The organism is Aeromonas sp. QDB39 (genome assembly GCF_027707585.1).
GTDB classification, from domain to species: domain Bacteria; phylum Pseudomonadota; class Gammaproteobacteria; order Enterobacterales; family Aeromonadaceae; genus Aeromonas; species Aeromonas hydrophila.
In genome coordinates this window covers 87,245-104,954 of record NZ_JAPCIV010000019.1, presented here as the reverse complement: position 1 = coordinate 104,954, position 17,710 = coordinate 87,245, and the positions used below count along the sequence as shown (strand labels likewise).

The 17,710-nt window shown below is 54.8% G+C and carries 12 protein-coding genes, 3 tRNA genes and 1 pseudogene; 7 read left to right on the top strand and 9 right to left on the bottom strand.

The annotated features are described in order from the left end of the window. The 9 genes and pseudogenes from PG899_RS13015 to dauA form a co-directional block, all read right to left on the bottom strand. Window positions 1-212, bottom strand: a pseudogene (locus PG899_RS13015) (IS5/IS1182 family transposase); the annotation flags it as partial. A 332-nt stretch (window positions 213-544) separates the two neighbouring features. Further along, window positions 545-973 (bottom strand): hypothetical protein, encoded by a 429-nt coding sequence (locus PG899_RS13010; protein WP_005893577.1) that lies wholly within the window; start codon window positions 971-973, stop codon window positions 545-547. Window positions 974-1,952: 979 nt separating this feature from the next. Beyond that, window positions 1,953-2,708, bottom strand: coding sequence for an AAA family ATPase (locus PG899_RS13005; RefSeq protein ID WP_270697429.1), 756 nt, complete (start codon window positions 2,706-2,708; stop codon window positions 1,953-1,955). Window positions 2,709-2,861: 153 nt separating this feature from the next. Further along, window positions 2,862-4,571 (bottom strand): relaxase/mobilization nuclease domain-containing protein, encoded by a 1,710-nt coding sequence (locus PG899_RS13000; RefSeq protein ID WP_198497570.1) that lies wholly within the window; start codon window positions 4,569-4,571, stop codon window positions 2,862-2,864. Then, a complete protein-coding gene (locus PG899_RS12995; protein WP_109113091.1) occupies window positions 4,562-5,260 on the bottom strand; it encodes a plasmid mobilization protein in 699 nt (232 codons plus the stop codon). The genes PG899_RS13000 and PG899_RS12995 overlap by 10 nt, the downstream gene beginning before the upstream one ends. Window positions 5,261-5,556: 296 nt before the next feature. Next, window positions 5,557-6,717, bottom strand: coding sequence for a tyrosine-type recombinase/integrase (locus PG899_RS12990; protein ID WP_270697428.1), 1,161 nt, complete (start codon window positions 6,715-6,717; stop codon window positions 5,557-5,559). A 291-nt stretch (window positions 6,718-7,008) separates the two neighbouring features. After that, window positions 7,009-8,319: a site-specific integrase gene (locus PG899_RS12985; protein ID WP_148140660.1), complete on the bottom strand. Its 1,311-nt coding sequence runs from the start codon at window positions 8,317-8,319 to the stop codon at window positions 7,009-7,011. Window positions 8,320-8,402: 83 nt separating this feature from the next. Continuing rightward, window positions 8,403-8,490, bottom strand: a tRNA-Ser gene (locus PG899_RS12980). A gap of 183 nt (window positions 8,491-8,673) precedes the next feature. Further along, on the bottom strand, window positions 8,674-10,470 hold the full coding sequence (dauA, locus tag PG899_RS12975; protein ID WP_193557075.1) for a C4-dicarboxylic acid transporter DauA: 1,797 nt from the start codon (window positions 10,468-10,470) through the stop codon (window positions 8,674-8,676). Window positions 10,471-10,961: 491 nt separating this feature from the next. Here dauA and PG899_RS12970 point away from each other — a divergent pair. The 7 genes from PG899_RS12970 to PG899_RS12940 all read left to right on the top strand — a co-directional run bounded on the left by PG899_RS12970 (window position 10,962) and on the right by PG899_RS12940 (window position 17,642). Beyond that, window positions 10,962-11,037 (top strand) — tRNA-Asn (locus tag PG899_RS12970). A 2-nt stretch (window positions 11,038-11,039) separates the two neighbouring features. After that, window positions 11,040-11,115 (top strand) — tRNA-Asn (locus tag PG899_RS12965). Between the two features lie 143 nt (window positions 11,116-11,258). Continuing rightward, window positions 11,259-11,744, top strand: coding sequence for a YqhA family protein (locus tag PG899_RS12960; RefSeq protein WP_011706364.1), 486 nt, complete (start codon window positions 11,259-11,261; stop codon window positions 11,742-11,744). A gap of 117 nt (window positions 11,745-11,861) precedes the next feature. Continuing rightward, window positions 11,862-12,311 carry a hypothetical protein gene (locus tag PG899_RS12955; protein ID WP_190284162.1) on the top strand — a complete coding sequence of 150 codons (450 nt, stop codon included), beginning with the start codon at window positions 11,862-11,864 and terminating at the stop codon, window positions 12,309-12,311. Window positions 12,312-12,315: 4 nt separating this feature from the next. Then, complete coding sequence (locus tag PG899_RS12950; protein WP_190284161.1) at window positions 12,316-15,297, top strand: YncE family protein; 2,982 nt, start codon at window positions 12,316-12,318, stop codon at window positions 15,295-15,297. Beyond that, a complete protein-coding gene (locus PG899_RS12945; protein ID WP_039213490.1) occupies window positions 15,297-16,121 on the top strand; it encodes an FTR1 family iron permease in 825 nt (274 codons plus the stop codon). Before PG899_RS12950 ends, PG899_RS12945 begins: the two co-directional genes overlap by 1 nt. A 96-nt stretch (window positions 16,122-16,217) precedes the next feature. Next, a complete protein-coding gene (locus PG899_RS12940; protein ID WP_190284160.1) occupies window positions 16,218-17,642 on the top strand; it encodes an FAD-dependent oxidoreductase in 1,425 nt (474 codons plus the stop codon). The last annotated feature ends 68 nt before the right edge of the window (window positions 17,643-17,710 follow it).

The window sequence follows — 17,710 nt, the reverse complement described above, 5'->3', positions numbered from 1 at the left end:
TTGTACCAATGCTGCATGCAGTGAATGCGTAGCATGGTTTCCAGCGGATAAGGTCGCCGGCCATTACCAGCCTTGGGGTAAAACGGCTCGATGACTTCCACCATGTTTTGCCATGGCAGAATCTGCTCCATGCGGGACAAGAAAATCTCTTTTCTGGTCTGACGGCGCTTACTGCTGAATTCACTGTCGGCGAAGGTAAGTTGATGACTCATGATGAACCCTGTTCCATGGCTCCAGATGACAAACATGATCTCATATCAGGGACTTGTTCGCACCTTCCCTAATGGAATAGATGCCGCATGCAATTGCATGCGGCAACGCACGCTGGCTAACCTTTAACTTAAGGTGCTACCGACTATGCTGTGCCTGCATAAAGTCGATTATTGAGCCACCTGCGGCGCTATAACAACACCTCAACGGGTAGGTCCGCAAAATGCATAGGAGAAAGATATTTGTGCGCTTGACGATTGCTGCTGACAAAATAGCTTTTATCGAGCATGCTTGATGACGCTACATGAAGTAGTTGAAATGAAACTTAGAATAGTCAATCTCTCTTAAATACCTTATAAAATCCTTTCACATCAAATAATTCGCTATAATATAAAAGCTCCCACTCAGGGTTGTTTTGTAGTTTCTGTGAGAATACCTCGTTAGTCACGCATGAGATACAGACGCACTCAACACTAGGCTCAGCACCTAGTGCATTAACTAATTTTGTGAAAAATCCACACCCCTGCCATTCATATGGTATTCCGATCAACTCTATTGATGGACACGCCCTGAATCCATCCCTAAACCGTGGGTATTTTTTCATTATAAAATCAGGGAGTGTTGGTGGCACTCGGATCTCCAAGGTGATCCCCCCTTCTGAGTAATACAACGGTCTGACTGGATAGCCGACCGAACGAAACATCACAATAAAAGCATTGACAAGTGCATCAACGGCTTTATCCATGAGTTCTTCATCCGTCATTTGAACATCCATAAGATTTCTCCGCAGTAGGACGCTAGTGAATTACGAGGAATGAGCCCACGGTAAACCGAGAGATTGCCACTGTCAAGGCGGACATCAAGATCATGTCATTGATTTCTAAGGGATTATTTATTGAAAAAATAATTGTACAAATTTTGCCCTTGGTTGCTTTTTGCTCTTTTTGAGTGTTGGCTGAACGACATTTAACCTATAACATGCCCATAAACAGAATGGATGTGGATGGGATGGTAAATATCGCTAATGCGGTAGTCATTACATGTGGATAATATGCTCGCAGAGCAATATAAATAAAAACATTTTTGCCGTTCGATTTAATAGACACGAGGCTTAAACAGAACATAAACAGACGAATTCCTGCATATAGAATGACATCAATGCTTGAATGACATGTTCTAGTTGTTTTCAATGTGATTCATATTTTATTTTGAAAACAAAGGCTCAATTGTTTATTTTAGCATCATAATGCATTTTAAATGCAATGTCTAAAATCAGCACTAGGCGCTCTTGTGCATGAAAGGGGGATATGTAAGGGGGGTAATTCTGGATGCAATCTATTTATAGATAGAGGTTCATTGCATGCTTGCATCCAGATGGTAGATATTGTGTGCTTAGGCTGACACATCAGTGAGTAAATCTGTGGCGATATACTCATACGTTTTATCCGGCCTCCTCTCCCGCCGAACCCAAGCATTTGCGACGCATTTTCTGATATAGTTTTTTGCCTGCCGTTCCTGTATGGAAAATTCCGCACAAAAGGAGTTCACTAACTCGGCTGCTGATACTGAGGTATGCCCACTCAGAGCTTTTTTCAGGGAAGTTAATAATGTGTTGTTATCACTATCATTCGCGCTGACGAATATCAGATGTTCTGTTCGGTTTAATAAAATCTCATCAGGAGTTTCAACCGCTCTCGAACTAAATCTGAGGCTGAATCTAGCCCCCTGCCCATCCCGTAATGCTAGGGAAGGTGCGAATAAGTCACCAAACATAAAAATGCGCCCTTGTAAGCATTTGAATTTAATAAACTAAATTTTTCAGTTTCGTTGTGGAGGGTGCTTATTCGCACCCTCCCTAGTGACATAACGCCATCAGCCTCACCATGAATGGATGATGCCCCCCTGATACCAGCAGCGCCAGCATTATAGTTCTCAGCTCCTGGTGAAGATTTTCTGGCATGATGCACAACAATATGTGCAGCGGAGCGGCTAATTTTTCTGATGGACCGCATTACCTGCCCCATCAAACCGTTATCATTTTCCGCCGCTGTATGCATCCTAGCTAGTACATCCCAAATAATCAGGTCAGGCTGGATCTCATTCACGATGGAGATCATTTTTTTCGCCTCTACAGGATCCAATACATCCGTTGTCTGGAAATCACCACACCGGAAAAAATTCCGCTCAATTGTTTGGTCAGTCACATTATTATGTGCTGTCATGGTTAAAAAGCGTTTCCAAAACAACCGATCTTTTAGCTCAAAATCCATATACAACACTCGTGCTGGATTTCGATTCCTCCAGTTGAGGAACTGTCCTCCACTGGCGATAGCCAATGCGAGCTGCGTTGCGACCAGCGATTTACCAGATTTGGGGGCGCCATTGATGATCCACTGATCACCCTGCTCAATCAGTTCGTCCAACAACCAAATCGGTTTTTGCTCACTGGCAATCCGCCCCTCACTAACCCCCCAAGCTAACATTCTATTCTGGAGCATACATACTCCTCCCAAAAAAAGTTATTATTATTTGTTGTTTTTATAAATCAATGGTAGATATTCATTATTGCTATTTATAAAGATAAACATTGCAAGTAATCTTGTATTGATGATGTTCCGCAAATATAAAAAACAAACGCCATTCAGAATATTTTACAAAGAAAGATCTGAATCCATTTCATGACGTGCAGTCCTCTGGCCAGAGTGCTCGTGCTGAGATTTTAATGCATACGCTCCAGGCCTCATCCTGAAACGTGCAATTTTTTTGGCTGCTAATATAGGGTTATCCATTATGATTCTAAGACCTCGAGTAGCAATCTCACCGACCTCTGCGTACTCTCTACGGAGCCGCTCAAGGTCTGAACCTGCTCCTGCAACTGTTCGAGCGAAACGCTCATCTGATGAATGGAGTTCTCGGCAGAGACGTTGCTGTCGCTGGTATGCGTGTTCAAATGCTGCACCATGGTCAGCAAGACCTGATGGTCGTTCATTATCTGCTGCTGTGTGACATGCAGCGATTGAACCTGCTCCCTGAGTGTTGCTATCGAGCTCATCTGCTCGGTGTTGATAAAACTGAGCAACTCTAATAATTGTTTCTCTAAATTCATGATTCACTCCTAATAATGCTAAAATAGCGCTCAAAATTTTCATCAGCAGTTGAATTAATGCCTTTTCGGTGTCTACTGTTAGGGTTCCCTCAGGGTTAATTGGGGTCAGTGTGTAACCTGCATATAGCTGCATCTGCTGTTGCCAAAAAAGAGCATTTGTTGGCTGTTTGCGATGTCTCTGGGTTATCACTGCGGCCATACCTGTCGGTCGTCTCACAGGCCTCGGAGAGGGCATTGGGTGCAGCGTCTCAGTGACGTTATAGCGGCTCTGATTGAAGGCCCGGCGTTTGGCTATCCGCTCCTCAATCTGCTGCCAGAGTGCATCCAACGACGGTTGTGGAGGCGTTGTTATCGTCAACGTCGGTCTCACCACATCAATACTGGTAAACGCACGGCTAAATAAAGGTCCTTTCAGCCGAAAAGCCTTGATCTTTCCCTCTGGCACAATCCGTATGTAATCCTTTTTAGCCTCGACTTCGCTAATACCATACATTTGTCGAGTCTGAGGTTGCTCCAGCCAATCAATCACAGCTTGTCGGTTACATAACTGACCCTGAGTTACCCGTAACTGCACCGCATCAGATAACGCTGCAATCAAGTCCGCATTTTTACTGTACCGTGGTATTGTTCCTGTCAGCCTCTGGCGTCGCGGATCATCTGGACGTGCGAGGTTATATTTCAGGTTGAGGTAATCACGGATCGCATTAAAATCACCTTCCGCACCTGGTGGGTGAGGGTTGAAATATTTTCCAGTGCGCAGATTAATCCGTGGGATTAAAAAATGATTCTCCAGATTTTGTTCATGCGTATGTTGTACCCACAAGATCATCCTGTCCTCTATGGGTAATCCCGCAAAAACCAGCTCCTCCATCAATGCACGAAATTCCTGAGCAATATCAGGATTGGAACTCAGCGTCTGGTTGTCCTCAATTGCATGTGCAATGACACCGCTGGTGTATTTATATTTATGTGGCGATATCTCGATTGCATAAGCAATGTCTCGTGGATTTCCAGCCAACAGCTCAGGTGGTGGAGTCCGTTGTACACCATGGATCAGTCTCAGTTGTTGGTTCAACCGATGAACCAATGGAGCGTCATTTTTATCACGAGCAACCCTAATCGCATCAGCGATTGTACTACGCTCATTTTTTTGTTGCGGCGTCAGAGCGCTGTAGATACCCAGTAGGTAATCTATTGGGGCGCTGGACTTAGTCTGGCGATGCCCATTGGTTGCAAAAAATCTAATCACCGCCATAGCTCATGCTCCTCATACTCACTCTCGATTAATGCTGGATTTACCTCCACTGCATCCTCGTCATCCTCACCTGAGTGTGACCATGTAGTGTCTGGGGTCGCAGTATCGCTTTTGTCATGGCGTATAACCCGAGATGGCTGTGTTAATTGTGGTGATAACATCTCGTTGATTTTATCAACCTGCTCTTTATGTTGTTTTTCTAGTTCCCTGAGTTCGCATAAAATAAAAAGTAGATTTACATCGCCCTTATGGGAATTACACCATTTTACCAGCTGATTGAAATTGTTATAAAACCCGGTCTGTTGCGCAATAAGATTATTTATTGTGTCGCGTAATGTTTCTGCTGGAGAAATGACGATTTTCAATTTTGTGAGAGATTGAGATGCTAACCTCGATACAGTGATGCTTGCATTTTTAGCCTTTTTCTCCCAACGACGTTTTTCCTCATATGTGCAGCGTAGCTCGATTCGATGATCACGGATCTCTGTAAAACTCGGCAGCATTTGTCGAACGATGTCTGTATCCATATTTACATCTCTAGCTATACCGTTAATAGTGACAGCGACATCGTCATTGATGCACCTGATAACGGCCCTTTCAATGAGCAGCATGAGATCAGGATCTCTTGTAAGCTCCTCACGTAAAGTGTTATTTTTGCTATTCCTTAATTTTTTATTTTCTTTTCCCACGTATTGTCTCCTGGCTGCTGAACAGCTCTAATTTATATATTTATTTAGCGGGTCTGGGCGGCAGCCCAGGTAGGTCCAGGGCGACAGCCATGGCAAGGCTCCGTACACCGTACATTGCGGAACGCAATTTGTACGGTGTAGGAGTGACCTTGCTCTTATTACTTTTCGCCAAAAAACGATTTGTCAAAAACACACTTTTTATCCATGTGCTTTTGCCTGATACGATGCCGTACAAATTCTGCCTACAACTATCCGTACAACCAATATTCTGGCTGCTGGAAATTCTGTTTATTTTGCTAAATTCTGTTGCCCGTCACTACCGTATTGCTCAGTGCCTGTTGTAGCCACGCCATTAATTGCTGGTGCATCTGTGGGTTAGCCATCAGTGCATTCAAATCAACAGGTGGTAATATGGCTGGCACGGATTTGGATGCCTCAATCAGTCCGGGATCATCACCATGAATACAATCGTGTAGGGCCACTTCTGCTTTGGCACCAAAGTCAGCCGCATCCTCGGTCAACCATCGACCATAGTGGCGCTCGATCATCGCAGTCCCGTTGTGCCCCATTTGCCGGGCAATCCACTCTACGTTCACGCCAGCAGACAACAGTTGGCTCGCGTAGGTGTGGCGCAGCTGAGATGGTCCACGGTATTTGACACCCACCAGGTCACAATGCGGCTGAAAAAATGTTTCCCTGTACTCGTCAACCGAGGCGTAGGGTCGCCTTGCTGGGCGGTTATAGGCTACCAAGGTACGGCTAATTATCTTTTTAGTGCGATTATCTGTCTGGGTTACCGTGAGCGATCTGGGCCTACGATGGCTAGCCTGTGCTATCAAGATACGTGCGGCTATTATTCCCTGTTCAGTCAGCTCAATCTTCCGCAGCGATCCTTTGGTTTTTGGCGTCTTATAAGCACCATCAACCAACGCGAGATCTACCGTCAAGATCCGTTTGTCTAGATCAAATGCTTCAACGCTCACAGCCAGTAATTCACTGATCCGCAATCCGGTTGCAAGCCCTAATTGGATTAATGCCACTTCAATCGGATTGCTTTCTTGCCGTTGCAGCAAGAGTTTTATCTCTTTTTTTAGAAAGGGTTGCGGCTCTTCAATCTCAAACCGGCATTTCTTGATGCTATCCATCGGGCTCAATGCTATCAGGCCATCACTCTTGGCTCTGGCAAACACCTGCCTGAGAATATCGAGGTAATGATTAACGGTATTACCCTTATACCTCTTAAGGAGTTTGGCAATCATTAACTCTAATTTGGTCGTGGTGACCGTAACCAATAGCTCTTTTCCAATCAGCGTCTGAAGTTGCTTTGTCTTTCGATAATAGGCCTTAAATGTTGATTGGGCGTACTGGTTTTTCTTGATCGTCAGGTTTTCAGTCAATGCATCTGCAACAGTTTTTCGATCTAGTTCTGTGGCCTGCGGGTTCTTGTCATAGGTCATTTGCTCTCATTCCAGCTAACTCTTGCCAGCAGGTTACGAGCGTTCAAGCACCATGTCAACACATTTCGATCACACATTTTTATGGATGTCAATATTTATATTTACAAATATTTATAGGGGCTAATATTGACATGGGCGCATGATATGAATTGGTACTGCAACGACCCACCGTATTGAGATGGGTTGGCTCCTGCGCCCTGGCTATGGCACCAGATGTCATGCTGTCTGGGAGGGGCGCTAACCGCTACATACAGCGCTTAGCGACATATCCAGAGCTCAGGTGGCCTCTCTTCAAATGACGGTCACTAGATCCGCCGGTATCAACTCGATCTTCGCTTTCAACAGGGCAATGCTCACCCGTTTGCCGTAGCGGCCAAAGGTCAGCCCCTCCTTGCTGTGTCCTACCAGCTCCGCCACGATGTGCTCTGCCACATCCGCCTGCTGCAACTCATCAACAAAGGTGTGGCGCATGCCATAGATCGTCGGCCGCCCCTTACCGACAATGCCTGCATTGGTGAGATGGCGCTGGAACCGACACACCAGGTTGTGTGACCAGTCGGCGTCCTGGCCCGAGGGTTTATCGTCAAACAGGTACTGGCTGCCCTGGCTACGGCAGTGGCCGACATACTCTAGGAAGTGATGTCTGATCAGTGCACTGTGCAGCGGAACATCACGGTAGGCGTTGGCCGTCTTGAGCTGCTGATCTTCTTCGCCCGCCTCGACCACCAGACACCAGATCCCCTCGATCTGTTTGACGTTCCGGGTCTTGAGTTGACATGCCTCAGACGGGCGCAGTCCGGCGTAGAGGCAGAGCAGCGGCACCCAGAAGTCCTGGGGCTTGAGTTTTTTGCCTTTTTGGGATTGTTTGGCTCGCAGGCTCGCAAACAGGGTGTCCAGTTGCGGGCGATGCCAGCGTACCCTGGCTTCATCTGCCCGCTTTTTCACTGGCTTCTTGCCCGCCGTTAAGCTGTCGAACGGGTTGCGGCTGCAATAGCCCAGGATCATGCACCAGCGGAAGAACTGCTTGGTGGCGGCAAGGTAATCTGATTTGGTTTTGAAGCTGATACTGTCGTTACGGAGCAGAGTGTTACGGAAGGCTTGAGCTAGGGCAGGCGTTATCTCATCGACCATGTGCCCCTTGGCCCAAGTGACGAACGCCTGAACCCGCAGTTGGAGTTGTCCGACGGATTTATGCTGGATCCCCTCACTGGCCTTACTCTCAATAAACTTCGTCAGCGCCTGTCTGAGGGGGACCCCTGTAGTAGGTGGAGAGGTATCGACGGGTTGCTTGATGGTCTGGGGAACGGACGAAAGCGCAACAGAAAGAGCATGATATTGCGGTACGGTAAAGCCCGCCGCTTTGAATGCATCGATCTCAGCTCTGATCCAGGCATGAAAACTATGGGTCGTGGCATCGGCAGGTGTCGCCGCAATGAGGGTGCGGACACGCGCCGCCAGCACCAGATTACGGTCTACGGCAACTTGACGTTCTTTGGTAAGGAGGGAAGTGCGGATAGCAAACGGCAAGCCTCGGTCACGCAAATTCTTGGGCAAGGGAAGCCGAGTGTAGTAGGTGCCGGAGGCATTTTTGCTCAGATACATGATTGTTCCACCCAGTTGATCCAGGAAAAAAATCACGTAAGTCTAGAAATGAAAAAACCCGTTGAAATTCAACGGGTTATATTTGGCGGTGAGGGAGGGATTCGAACCCTCGATACGTTGCCGTATACACACTTTCCAGGCGTGCTCCTTCAGCCACTCGGACACCTCACCAAATTTTGGTCTGCTGTTTAACGTGCTCAGCCAGCACGATGTTCGCTGCGCTGTTGCGCTGGAACGGGGCGTAATGTACGGGATACGACGGCATGTGGTCAATGCAATTTTTCACTTTTTGCGTTCGTTTGCTCATTATCCGAACCAAGTGACTAAAAAAATGCCGTTTCGTATCCCTTTCCATCAATTTCCAGTCGCTTCGTGCAAGTGCTCGCCTTTGAGCGCCTCTTCTAGCGAGCCGTAAAACTCCAGCTGACCGGGCACCGGACGCACCTTGGCGCGCGCCAGGGTCTTGAGCGGCTGGAACTGCAACTCGGCGACCCGCAGTTGCACCCCCGCCTTGGCCATCTGCTTTTCAAACTGCAGGAAGGCGGAGAGCCCGCCGGCGTCCAGGATGGAGACCGCCTCCATCTGCAGTACCAGCAACTTGTGGCCTTTGACCTGGGCTACCAGCTCGCCGAACACCCGCTCGGCAGCGGCAAAGAACAGCGGGCCGTTGATCTTGTAGAGCAGCGCCTGCTCCGGCACCTCATGGGCGTAGCGCTTGTGATCCGCCAGATCGTGCAGCTTGGTCATCTTGGCTATCTCGCGCATGAACAGCAGGGAGGCGAGGATCACCCCGAAGGTGATGGCGATGACCATGTCGAAGATGACGGTCAGCGACAGACAGACCAGCAGCACCAGCACGTCGGATTTTGGTGCACGCCGGATCAGCTCCACCACCTTGTGCGCCTCGCTCATGTTCCAGGCGACGATGAGCAGCAGGGCCGCCATGGCCGAGAGCGGCAGCCAGGAGAGCCAGGGCGCCAGCACCAGGATGGCCGCCAGCACCACCAGCGCATGCACGATGCCGGAGATGGGAGAGGTAGCCCCGGCCCGCACGTTGGCGGCGGAGCGGGCAATGGCGGCGGTGGCGGTGATGCCGCCGAAGAAGGGGGCGACTATGTTGCCAAGCCCCTGCCCCACCAGCTCGGCGTTGGAGCTGTGCTTGCGACCTGTCATGCCGTCCAGCACCACGGCGCAGAGCAAGGATTCGATGGCCCCCAGCATCGCCATGGAAAAGGCGGCGGGCAACAGGCGCTCGATGGCAGCCAGGTTCCACTCCACCGGCGAGCCATCCGGCCCCGGCAGAGCCCAGGGCATCACTAGGGTCGGCGCGATGGGCGGGATCCCCATGCCCTGGCTGCCGTCGGCCAGGGTATAGCTGAACTTGCTGCCGATGGTGGCGACGTCCACCCCGAACTGATGCAGGCCAAAGCCAAGGCCCACCCCTACCAGCACGGCGGGCAGGTGGCCTGGCACCGGCAGCCGCAGACGTGGCCAAAGCAGCAGCACCGCCAGGGTCGCAACCCCGACCAGCGTATCCCCCCACTGCCAGCTGGGCAGGGCATGGGCCAGCGCCTCAACTTTGCCGATGTAGGTTTCCGGCATCTCGGCCACGTGCAGACCGAAGAAGTCCTTGATCTGCAGGGTTGCGATGACGATGGCGATACCACCGGTGAAGCCCAGGGTCACCGAAGGCGGAATGTACTCGATGAGGCGTCCGAGCCGGGCCACCCCCATGGCTACCAGAAAGAAGCCCGAGATCAGGGTCGCCATCAACAGGCCGCCCACGCCGAACTGCTGGGCCACTGGATAGAGGATCACCACGAAGGCGGCGGTCGGCCCCGAAATGGAGAAGCGGGAGCCACCGGTCACGGCGATGACGATGCCGGCGATGATGGCGGTATAAAGACCGTGCTGCGGCGGCACGCCACTGGCGATGGCCAGCGCCATGGCCAGCGGAATGGCGATGATGCCGACCGTGATGCCGGCGATCAGGTCGCGGCCGAAGCGGGGAACGCTGTAGGGTTCGTCAATACAGGATTGGCGTAAAGCAATGGCCAGCTTCACGCTTTGCAAAGGTGCTTGGTTGTGCATGTATTCGTAATACCAGAAGAGGGAGATAAAGGCCGGATTGAACCGGCGCCCGATCATCATCAAGGGCCGGCAGAGCTGTCGACACGGCGATGGTATCCTGGCCAACCATACCCCAGCCGATGAAATATTTCGATGGGCGGGATCAATGAATGGCCGTTACCACGCAGAATTACCGTTTATTGTCAGCATATCGACCACTTTTCTCACCATTACGCAGCACACTCACTTCGCCTGCTAACCAATTTCTCCCGCCATGATGCATGCCCCCGCCCCTCCTTTTATATCTGTCATTGCTCGGCCCTAAGCCAGCTGCTTATCCCGGACTGTGCCATCCCGAGCATCGGCATATCCTCATCCATCCCCTCTTCATGCCACTGAGCCGTCTCGATGAGCCCGAGAGGCTAACGCCAAGCTGCTGATTGTGCTGAAAATAGTCCGCAGCGGCCAAGTTTTGGGCAAACGGGCCAAAATACCCTTTTTGCAGCGGATCGCGGGTTGACACCCGGCGGATGGGCCATTAATATCCGCACCGTCTCGACGAGACAGGCAATTCCTCCTTAGTTCAGTCGGTAGAACGGCGGACTGTTAATCCGTATGTCACTGGTTCAAGTCCAGTAGGAGGAGCCAATTCCCTCGTAGTTCAGTCGGTAGAACGGCGGACTGTTAATCCGTATGTCACAGGTTCAAGTCCTGTCGAGGGAGCCACATTCGAAAGCCCAGCCTTATGGCTGGGCTTTTTTCGTTTCCCCTTTCTCTGCCGCCATCAGCCCTCTGTGCGCAAACAGGGATGCCCTCGATGGCGGATCCGCGCCATAATCAGCGCAACCTCACCCTCTTCAGGAGTTTTCATGCGCCGTTTCAACTTCATGCTCAATGGCAGCCGGTTGATGATGTTCCCCTTCTATGTCTGCATTCTGGTCTGCGTGGCCCTGCTGATGGTGAAATTCGCCATGCTGCTTTATGCCCTGTGCATCGACATCGTGGGCATTCACTACATGGATCTCATCACCGGCGTGCTCACCCTGGTGGACTTCGTGCTGGTGGCCCAGATGCTGATCCTGGTCTCCATCTGCGGCTATGTACAGTTCATCCAGACCCAGGAGCAGCGCGAGGCGCTCGGCAACAACTGGCTCAGCAAGATCAACTTCGCCTCCCTCAAGCTCATCGTCATCAACTCCCTGGTCACCATTGCCGGGATTGAAGTGCTCAAAGCCTTCCTGGATGACGGGGTCGGCAACGAGGTGGAGATGAAGTGGTCGGTGATCGTGTTCCTCGCCTTCTCCACCGCGGCGCTCATCTACGCGGTAACCGAGCGGCTGGCGGACCACAAATAGCACCGGTTTTCATTCAGCCTTTATTCATCAAGAGCGGAATTGATAACTCTTTTCATTACCTTTCCCGCATTGTAAACTTGCTCCCCCGGGCTGCACTGCCCGGGCGTTGGAGCACCTATGACAAGCCTTTCCCTCTCACCACGACACTGCTGGCAGTGGCTGGCCTATCACCATCAGGCCGCCGAGGGCTCCCTCTATCTAATGTTCTTCTCCGGCCTGCTGCTGTGGGAACCGCTGACCCCGCTCTGGTCGCTGGCACGCTGGAACCTGTTCCTGCACATCGCCCTCTCGCTCACCCTGTTCCCCTTGCTGTTCGGCGCGTTCTGGCTCTCCCATCGCAACCTGCTGCGCAAAAGCCGCAAGCCTTTCTTGCGCACCACCGGCCGCATCATCGAAGCCTTGCTGCTGGTCTGTCTGGCCAGCGGATTGCTGCTGGTATTGCACGGCACCCCGGGCGATGGCCTGGGCAACCTTGCCAGCTGGTCCCACTGGCTGAGCGCGCTCGCGTTGACTCCCCTGGTGCTGCGCCATGCCTGGCGCTGGACCATCTTGAAATGGCGCACCTGATCTTATGTTGAAGTTGTTGTTATCCCTGATGTTGGCCACCCTGCTGCTGGGGACCGCCTCGGCCCAGGAGATGGGCGCCGCCATGATTGCCTATGACGAGGGGAACGCTCCGCGCCTTGTCACCGCCAACCAGAGCGCCGGCTCGGTCACCCTGCTTGAGCGCGATAGCGGCAAGCGAATAAAAGAGGTCCAACTGGGGGGGGATCTGCGCCAACTGGCCCGCGCAGGCGACGGCACTCTGCTGGTCACCGACTACAGCGGCGATCGCCTGCTGCTGCTGGATGATGATCTCGAGCTGGCAAAGGCGATCCCCACCGGCCATCGCCCCTACGGGGTCATCTTCGATCCCAAGCGGCAGTGGTTCTGGGTCAGCCTGTTCGAGGCAGGCCGACTGCAGGCCTATGACAGCGCGGGCAACCTCCAGCTGGATGCAGAGACCGCCGAGACACCCCGCGGGCTGGCGCTGACCGATGACGATCGCCTGCTGCTCACCCATGCCATGACCGGCCGGCTCGCCATCTATGATCTTGCCAGGCTGGGCAGCGGCACCAAGGGTGCCACCCTGCCCAAGCCCAAACTCATCACCCTGGCCGAGACCCACAGCGACACCCCAAGCGACTCGCAAGGCTTGCCGCGCCTGCTGGACGGCATCACCCTCTCCCCCGATGGCAGCGAAGCCTGGATCCCCCACGTGCTGTGGAGTTTCGACCACCCCTTTCAGTTCCAGAGCACCGTCTTCCCGGCTGTCTCCATCATCGATCTCGATGAAGAGAAAGAGCGGGTGGACGAGCGCAAGCAGCTCTTTTTGCAGATCAACCTGCCCAGCGTCGGCAACCGCAGCCAGATCGTCTCCAACCCGTTCGCGGCGCGCTTCGCCGCCGACGGCAAGCGGGTCTACCTGACCCTGGCGGGCTCGGAGGATCTGCTGGTATTCGACCTGTCGCGCAGCGGCAAGCAGAACAGCAACCGCCACCGCCGCAAGAAGTTCCAGGGGGGCGCCAAGGCGACCCAGCTCCTTCGCCACCTGCCGGGCCAGAATCCGCGGGACTTGTTTGTAGACGGCGACCACATCCTGGTGCACAACGTCATGGGGCAGGATCTCACCCGCCTCAACACTGGCGGTAGCGGCCCGTTTGCCCGGGTCACCGTCGATGTGCCCCACTTCGCCAAACTGGTGGAGACGGATCCGCGCCCTGAACCGCTTCAGCGCGGCGAGCGGTTGTTCCATCTTGGTAACACGCTCGGCAACAACGGCGCCAACAGCCGCTTCCCCATGGCGGGGGACAACTGGATGAGCTGCAACTCCTGCCATCTGGACGGTTTCAACTTCACCAACCGCTATCTGATGGCGGCCCATCGCCAGCAGAGCGGTGACAACGCCATCAACGGCCACGCCAACCTGGCCAACATGGTGGCGGGGGACTTTATCGGCGAATACCTGCGCATGACCCAGCAGACCCAGGGCGGCATGGGCCATGACACCCGCGATGGCGCCGAGCCGGTCGACCCCGCTAAGCCCCAGCCTGAGGTGAAGGCGATGATGGAGGAGTTGCACGCCTTCGTCACCGCCGATGGCAACCTCCCCTATCTTGCCAACTGGCTCAGGCTCGATGCCCCGCGCACGGATCCCGCCAAGGCACCGACCACCCATCCCAAGGAGTGGCTCAACTCCGCCTCCTGCCAGAACTGCCACCAACAGGCGTTCCAGGACTGGAGCGAGAGCAACCACCGGCTGATGGGCAACTCCCACCCCTACTACAAGGTGGTACAGGCGCTGGCTCGCGAAACCGAGGGCGAAGCCTTCGGCCAGTGGTGCCAGGGCTGCCACATGCCCCAGCAGGTGATGAACGGCCAGCAGGATCTGCCCAAGGGCTCCCACATGTTTGAGCGCGGCGGCGCCTCGCTCATTGCAGCCCACAAAGCAGGCGAACCGGTGGTGGAAGAAGGTACCGGCTGCGTGCTCTGCCATCGCATCACCCGGCTCGAGGATGCCGGCGGCAACAGCGCCTTTACCGTGAATCTGAAAGATCGCGAGAGCTATGTGTTCGAGGATGCCGCCGGTGGCAGCCTCCAGCACTGGCTGGCGGAGCGGCAGATCAACGCCCGCCCCGCCATGCACAAGGCTTCTTACCAGAAGGATTTCTACCGCGACGCAGCCCTGTGCAAGTCGTGCCACAACGAGTTTGCCCCCGGCACCGGCGCCAACATAGTCAACACCTGGGACGAGTGGGAGAACTCCAGCTTCGCCAAGGCCGAGGATCCCGCCAAGCGGCGCACCTGCATCGACTGCCACATGAACCCGGAGCCGGGCAACGGCGGCGCGCCGGTGGCCGGCCAGTCCACCGAAAACGGCACCGTGAAAGAACGGCTCTATCGCCACAACTTTACCGGCGCCCAGCACCAGCTGGTGGGGCTGAGAAGTGCAACCCTCGAGCAGGAGAGTCTGGCGCTGTTGCGCTCAAGCGCTACCCTCTCGGCCCGTATCGAGCAGGGGGCCGCTAGCCCGCAGCTGGTGGTGCGGGTCGCCAATACCGGCGCCGGCCACGCCCTGCCCACCGGGGTCGCCGATTTCCGTGAACTCTGGTTGGAGCTGACCGTCACCGACGCCAGCGGCAAGCTGGTGCTTGCCAGCGGCCAGCCGGTGGATGGCGCTGTCCCTGAAGATGCGCGGCTGTTCAGAAAAGTGTTCGGCGATGCCGAGGGCAAGCCGGTGGGGCTCAAGTTCTGGCGCTACGCCAAACTGCTGGAAGATACCCGCATTCCGGCCGATGGCTGGCGCGATGAAGCCTGGCCGCTGCCGGCGGATGCCAAGGGGCCCTTCAAGGCTGATATCAAACTCAATTTCCGCACCTACCCCAAGTGGGTCAATGATGCGGTGCGCGCCGCCGAGCCGAGCTTGCCGGAGCCACCCATAGTGCTACTTAATCGGCTGCAACTTACCTTGCCGCCTCTTCCCGTCACGCCCGCTACGGAGCCTCAATCCTGATGTTTGCAAGTTTTCTCATTACCCTGCGCGAGGGGCTGGAAGCCTTCCTGCTGGTCGGCATCTGCCTCTCCTACCTCGCCAAGCTGGGGGCGAGCCGCTACAACAAGTTCGTCTATCTGGGGGTGGGGCTGGGTCTGCTTGCCTCCCTCGTCGTCGCCTTCCTGTTCCAGGTGGTGGTGAGCCAGTTCGAGAGCGAGCGCTACAACCATTTGCTGATGGCGGGGATCCTCATTTTCGCCACCCTGGTACTCACCTACATGGCGGTCTGGATGCAGAAGCAGGCCAAATCCCAGGTGGGGGCCATGACGGCGCGCATCGATGCCGCCATCGACGGCGGCAACCTGTTTGGTCTGGTGCTGCTCGCCTTCCTGGCGGTGATGCGCGAAGGCTTTGAAACCGTGCTGTTCTTCTCGGCCCTGGTCTACTCCGGGCAAGGGGTGGATCTGCACGAGGGGCTGATGGGGGCGCTGGGCGGCCTGCTGCTGTCGGTGGTGCTGGTGTGGGGGCTGCTGCGTTCCACCCGCAAGGTGGCGCTGGCGCCCTTCTTCCGCTGGACCGGCCTGCTCATCATCATCATCGCCGCCGGGCTGCTGTCGTCCGCCGTCAACATGTTGCAGGCGGCCGGGCTCATCACCTTCTGGACGACGCCTGTCTTCAACATCAGTCACATTCTCGACGATCAGGGGGTATTTGGTACCTTCCTGCGCGCCCTGTTTGGCTACAATGCCTCACCAGCCGGCCTGCAGTTGCTGACCTGGGCCAGCTACCTGGTGATCTTCGTCACCGTCTGGCATCGCAACTATCGTCCCCAGCCCCAGCGCTGATCGCCCAGCGCGGCGCGGCAGCGGATGACAAGGCGGCTCAGCGGGGCCGCCTTTTCAACGTCTTCTCTTTTGGTCAGCTTTTCGGATAACAGAGTCATGAGCGACAACAACACACAACACATTGCGGTACTGGGCGCCGGCCCTGCCGGTCTGATGGCCGCCTGGCGCCTGCGCCAGGCCGGTTTTGCGGTCACCCTGTTCGAGCAGGAGGCGGTGGTGGGCGGCATGTGCGCCACCCAGACCTTCAAGGGGCGCGACGGCGAGTATCGCTTCGACTACGGCGGCCACCGCTTTATCACCAAGAACCCCGATCTGCTCGCCTTTATCGACGAACTGATGGGGGACGATCTGCTCCACGCCGAGCGCAAGAGCGTGATCCGCTTTGGCGGGCGCACTTATGACTACCCCTTGAACCTGCCCAACCTGCTCAAGACGGCACCGCTCGCCCTGATGGCCGGTGCGGTGAAAGACTTGCTGCTGTTGCCCTTTGCCAAGAAGCCCACCGATTTTGCCAAGGCGAGCTTTGCCGAGTGGATCCAGAGCCACTTCGGCCGCACCCTCTATCGCCAGTTCTTCGAGGGTTACACCGGTAAGCTATGGGGCATTAACCCGGACCAGCTCTCCGCCGACTGGGCCGGTCAGCGCATCAGCCTGATCGATCTCAAAGACGTGGCGCGCCGCCTGCTGCCAAGACGCAACGGCAGCATCTCGGTGCGTACCTATGCCCGCAAATACCGCTACCCCAAATATGGCTTCGGCCAGATCTTCACCACCCTGGGGGAGCGGTTGGTTGCCGAGGGAGTTGAGCTCAAAACCGGCGCCACCATCACCCGCCTCGAGCAGGCCGATGGCCGCATCGAACGGGTTTATTGGAAACAAGATAACGTAGAGCAGAGCGCTGCCTTTGATCAGGTGATCTCCACCCTGCCGCTGCCGCTCACCTGCCAGCATCTGGGTCTGTCCTGCTCCCTGCACTACCGATCCCTGCGCTTCGTCAATATGCCGCTCAAACAGGAGAATTTGTCGGACAACACCTGGCAGTACCTCTCCGACCCCCATATCCTGGCGACCCGCCTGCAGGAGCCGCGCCGCCGCAGCCCCTTTATGGCGCCCCAAGGCCAGACCTCGGTGATGCTGGAGATCCCCTGCAATCCGGGAGATGCCACCTGGCAGGCGCCGCTCGCTGATCTGCGCGGCCGGGTCACTGCCGATCTCGCCGGCCTCGGTGTCGATACCCAGAAGCTTGGCGATGAGACCTTCGAGGCACGCAGTGAGTACGCCTATCCGCTGATGGATCTTGGCTATCAGGCCCGCCGCAACGAAGCCATCAAGGCGCTGATGCCCATCACCAACCTCATCATGACCGGCCGTCAGGGGACATTCCGCTACATCTTCACCGACACCGCCATGGAGATGGGGATGATGGCTGCCGACATGGTGATCGACGGGGTGGACAGACGCCACGCCATCTTCAACCATCGCAACGAAAATACCGTGATTGAAACCCAGAGCGTGGCCTGATAGCCCCTGAATGTGGTGATCGACGGGGTGGACAGACGCCACAACACCTTCAACCATCGCAACGAAAA

Coding starts and splice junctions, on each gene's coding strand:
- PG899_RS13000 (WP_198497570.1), bottom strand. CDS start 4,571: ATGGCGGTGATTAGATTTTTTGCAACCAATGGGCATCGCCAGACTAAG.
- PG899_RS13010 (WP_005893577.1), bottom strand. CDS start 973: ATGACGGATGAAGAACTCATGGATAAAGCCGTTGATGCACTTGTCAAT.
- PG899_RS12985 (WP_148140660.1), bottom strand. CDS start 8,319: ATGTATCTGAGCAAAAATGCCTCCGGCACCTACTACACTCGGCTTCCC.
- dauA (WP_193557075.1), bottom strand. CDS start 10,470: ATGATGATCGGGCGCCGGTTCAATCCGGCCTTTATCTCCCTCTTCTGG.
- PG899_RS12945 (WP_039213490.1), top strand. CDS start 15,297: ATGTTTGCAAGTTTTCTCATTACCCTGCGCGAGGGGCTGGAAGCCTTC.
- PG899_RS12950 (WP_190284161.1), top strand. CDS start 12,316: ATGTTGAAGTTGTTGTTATCCCTGATGTTGGCCACCCTGCTGCTGGGG.
- PG899_RS12955 (WP_190284162.1), top strand. CDS start 11,862: ATGACAAGCCTTTCCCTCTCACCACGACACTGCTGGCAGTGGCTGGCC.
- PG899_RS12960 (WP_011706364.1), top strand. CDS start 11,259: ATGCGCCGTTTCAACTTCATGCTCAATGGCAGCCGGTTGATGATGTTC.
- PG899_RS13005 (WP_270697429.1), bottom strand. CDS start 2,708: ATGCTCCAGAATAGAATGTTAGCTTGGGGGGTTAGTGAGGGGCGGATT.
- PG899_RS12940 (WP_190284160.1), top strand. CDS start 16,218: ATGAGCGACAACAACACACAACACATTGCGGTACTGGGCGCCGGCCCT.
- PG899_RS12990 (WP_270697428.1), bottom strand. CDS start 6,717: ATGACCTATGACAAGAACCCGCAGGCCACAGAACTAGATCGAAAAACT.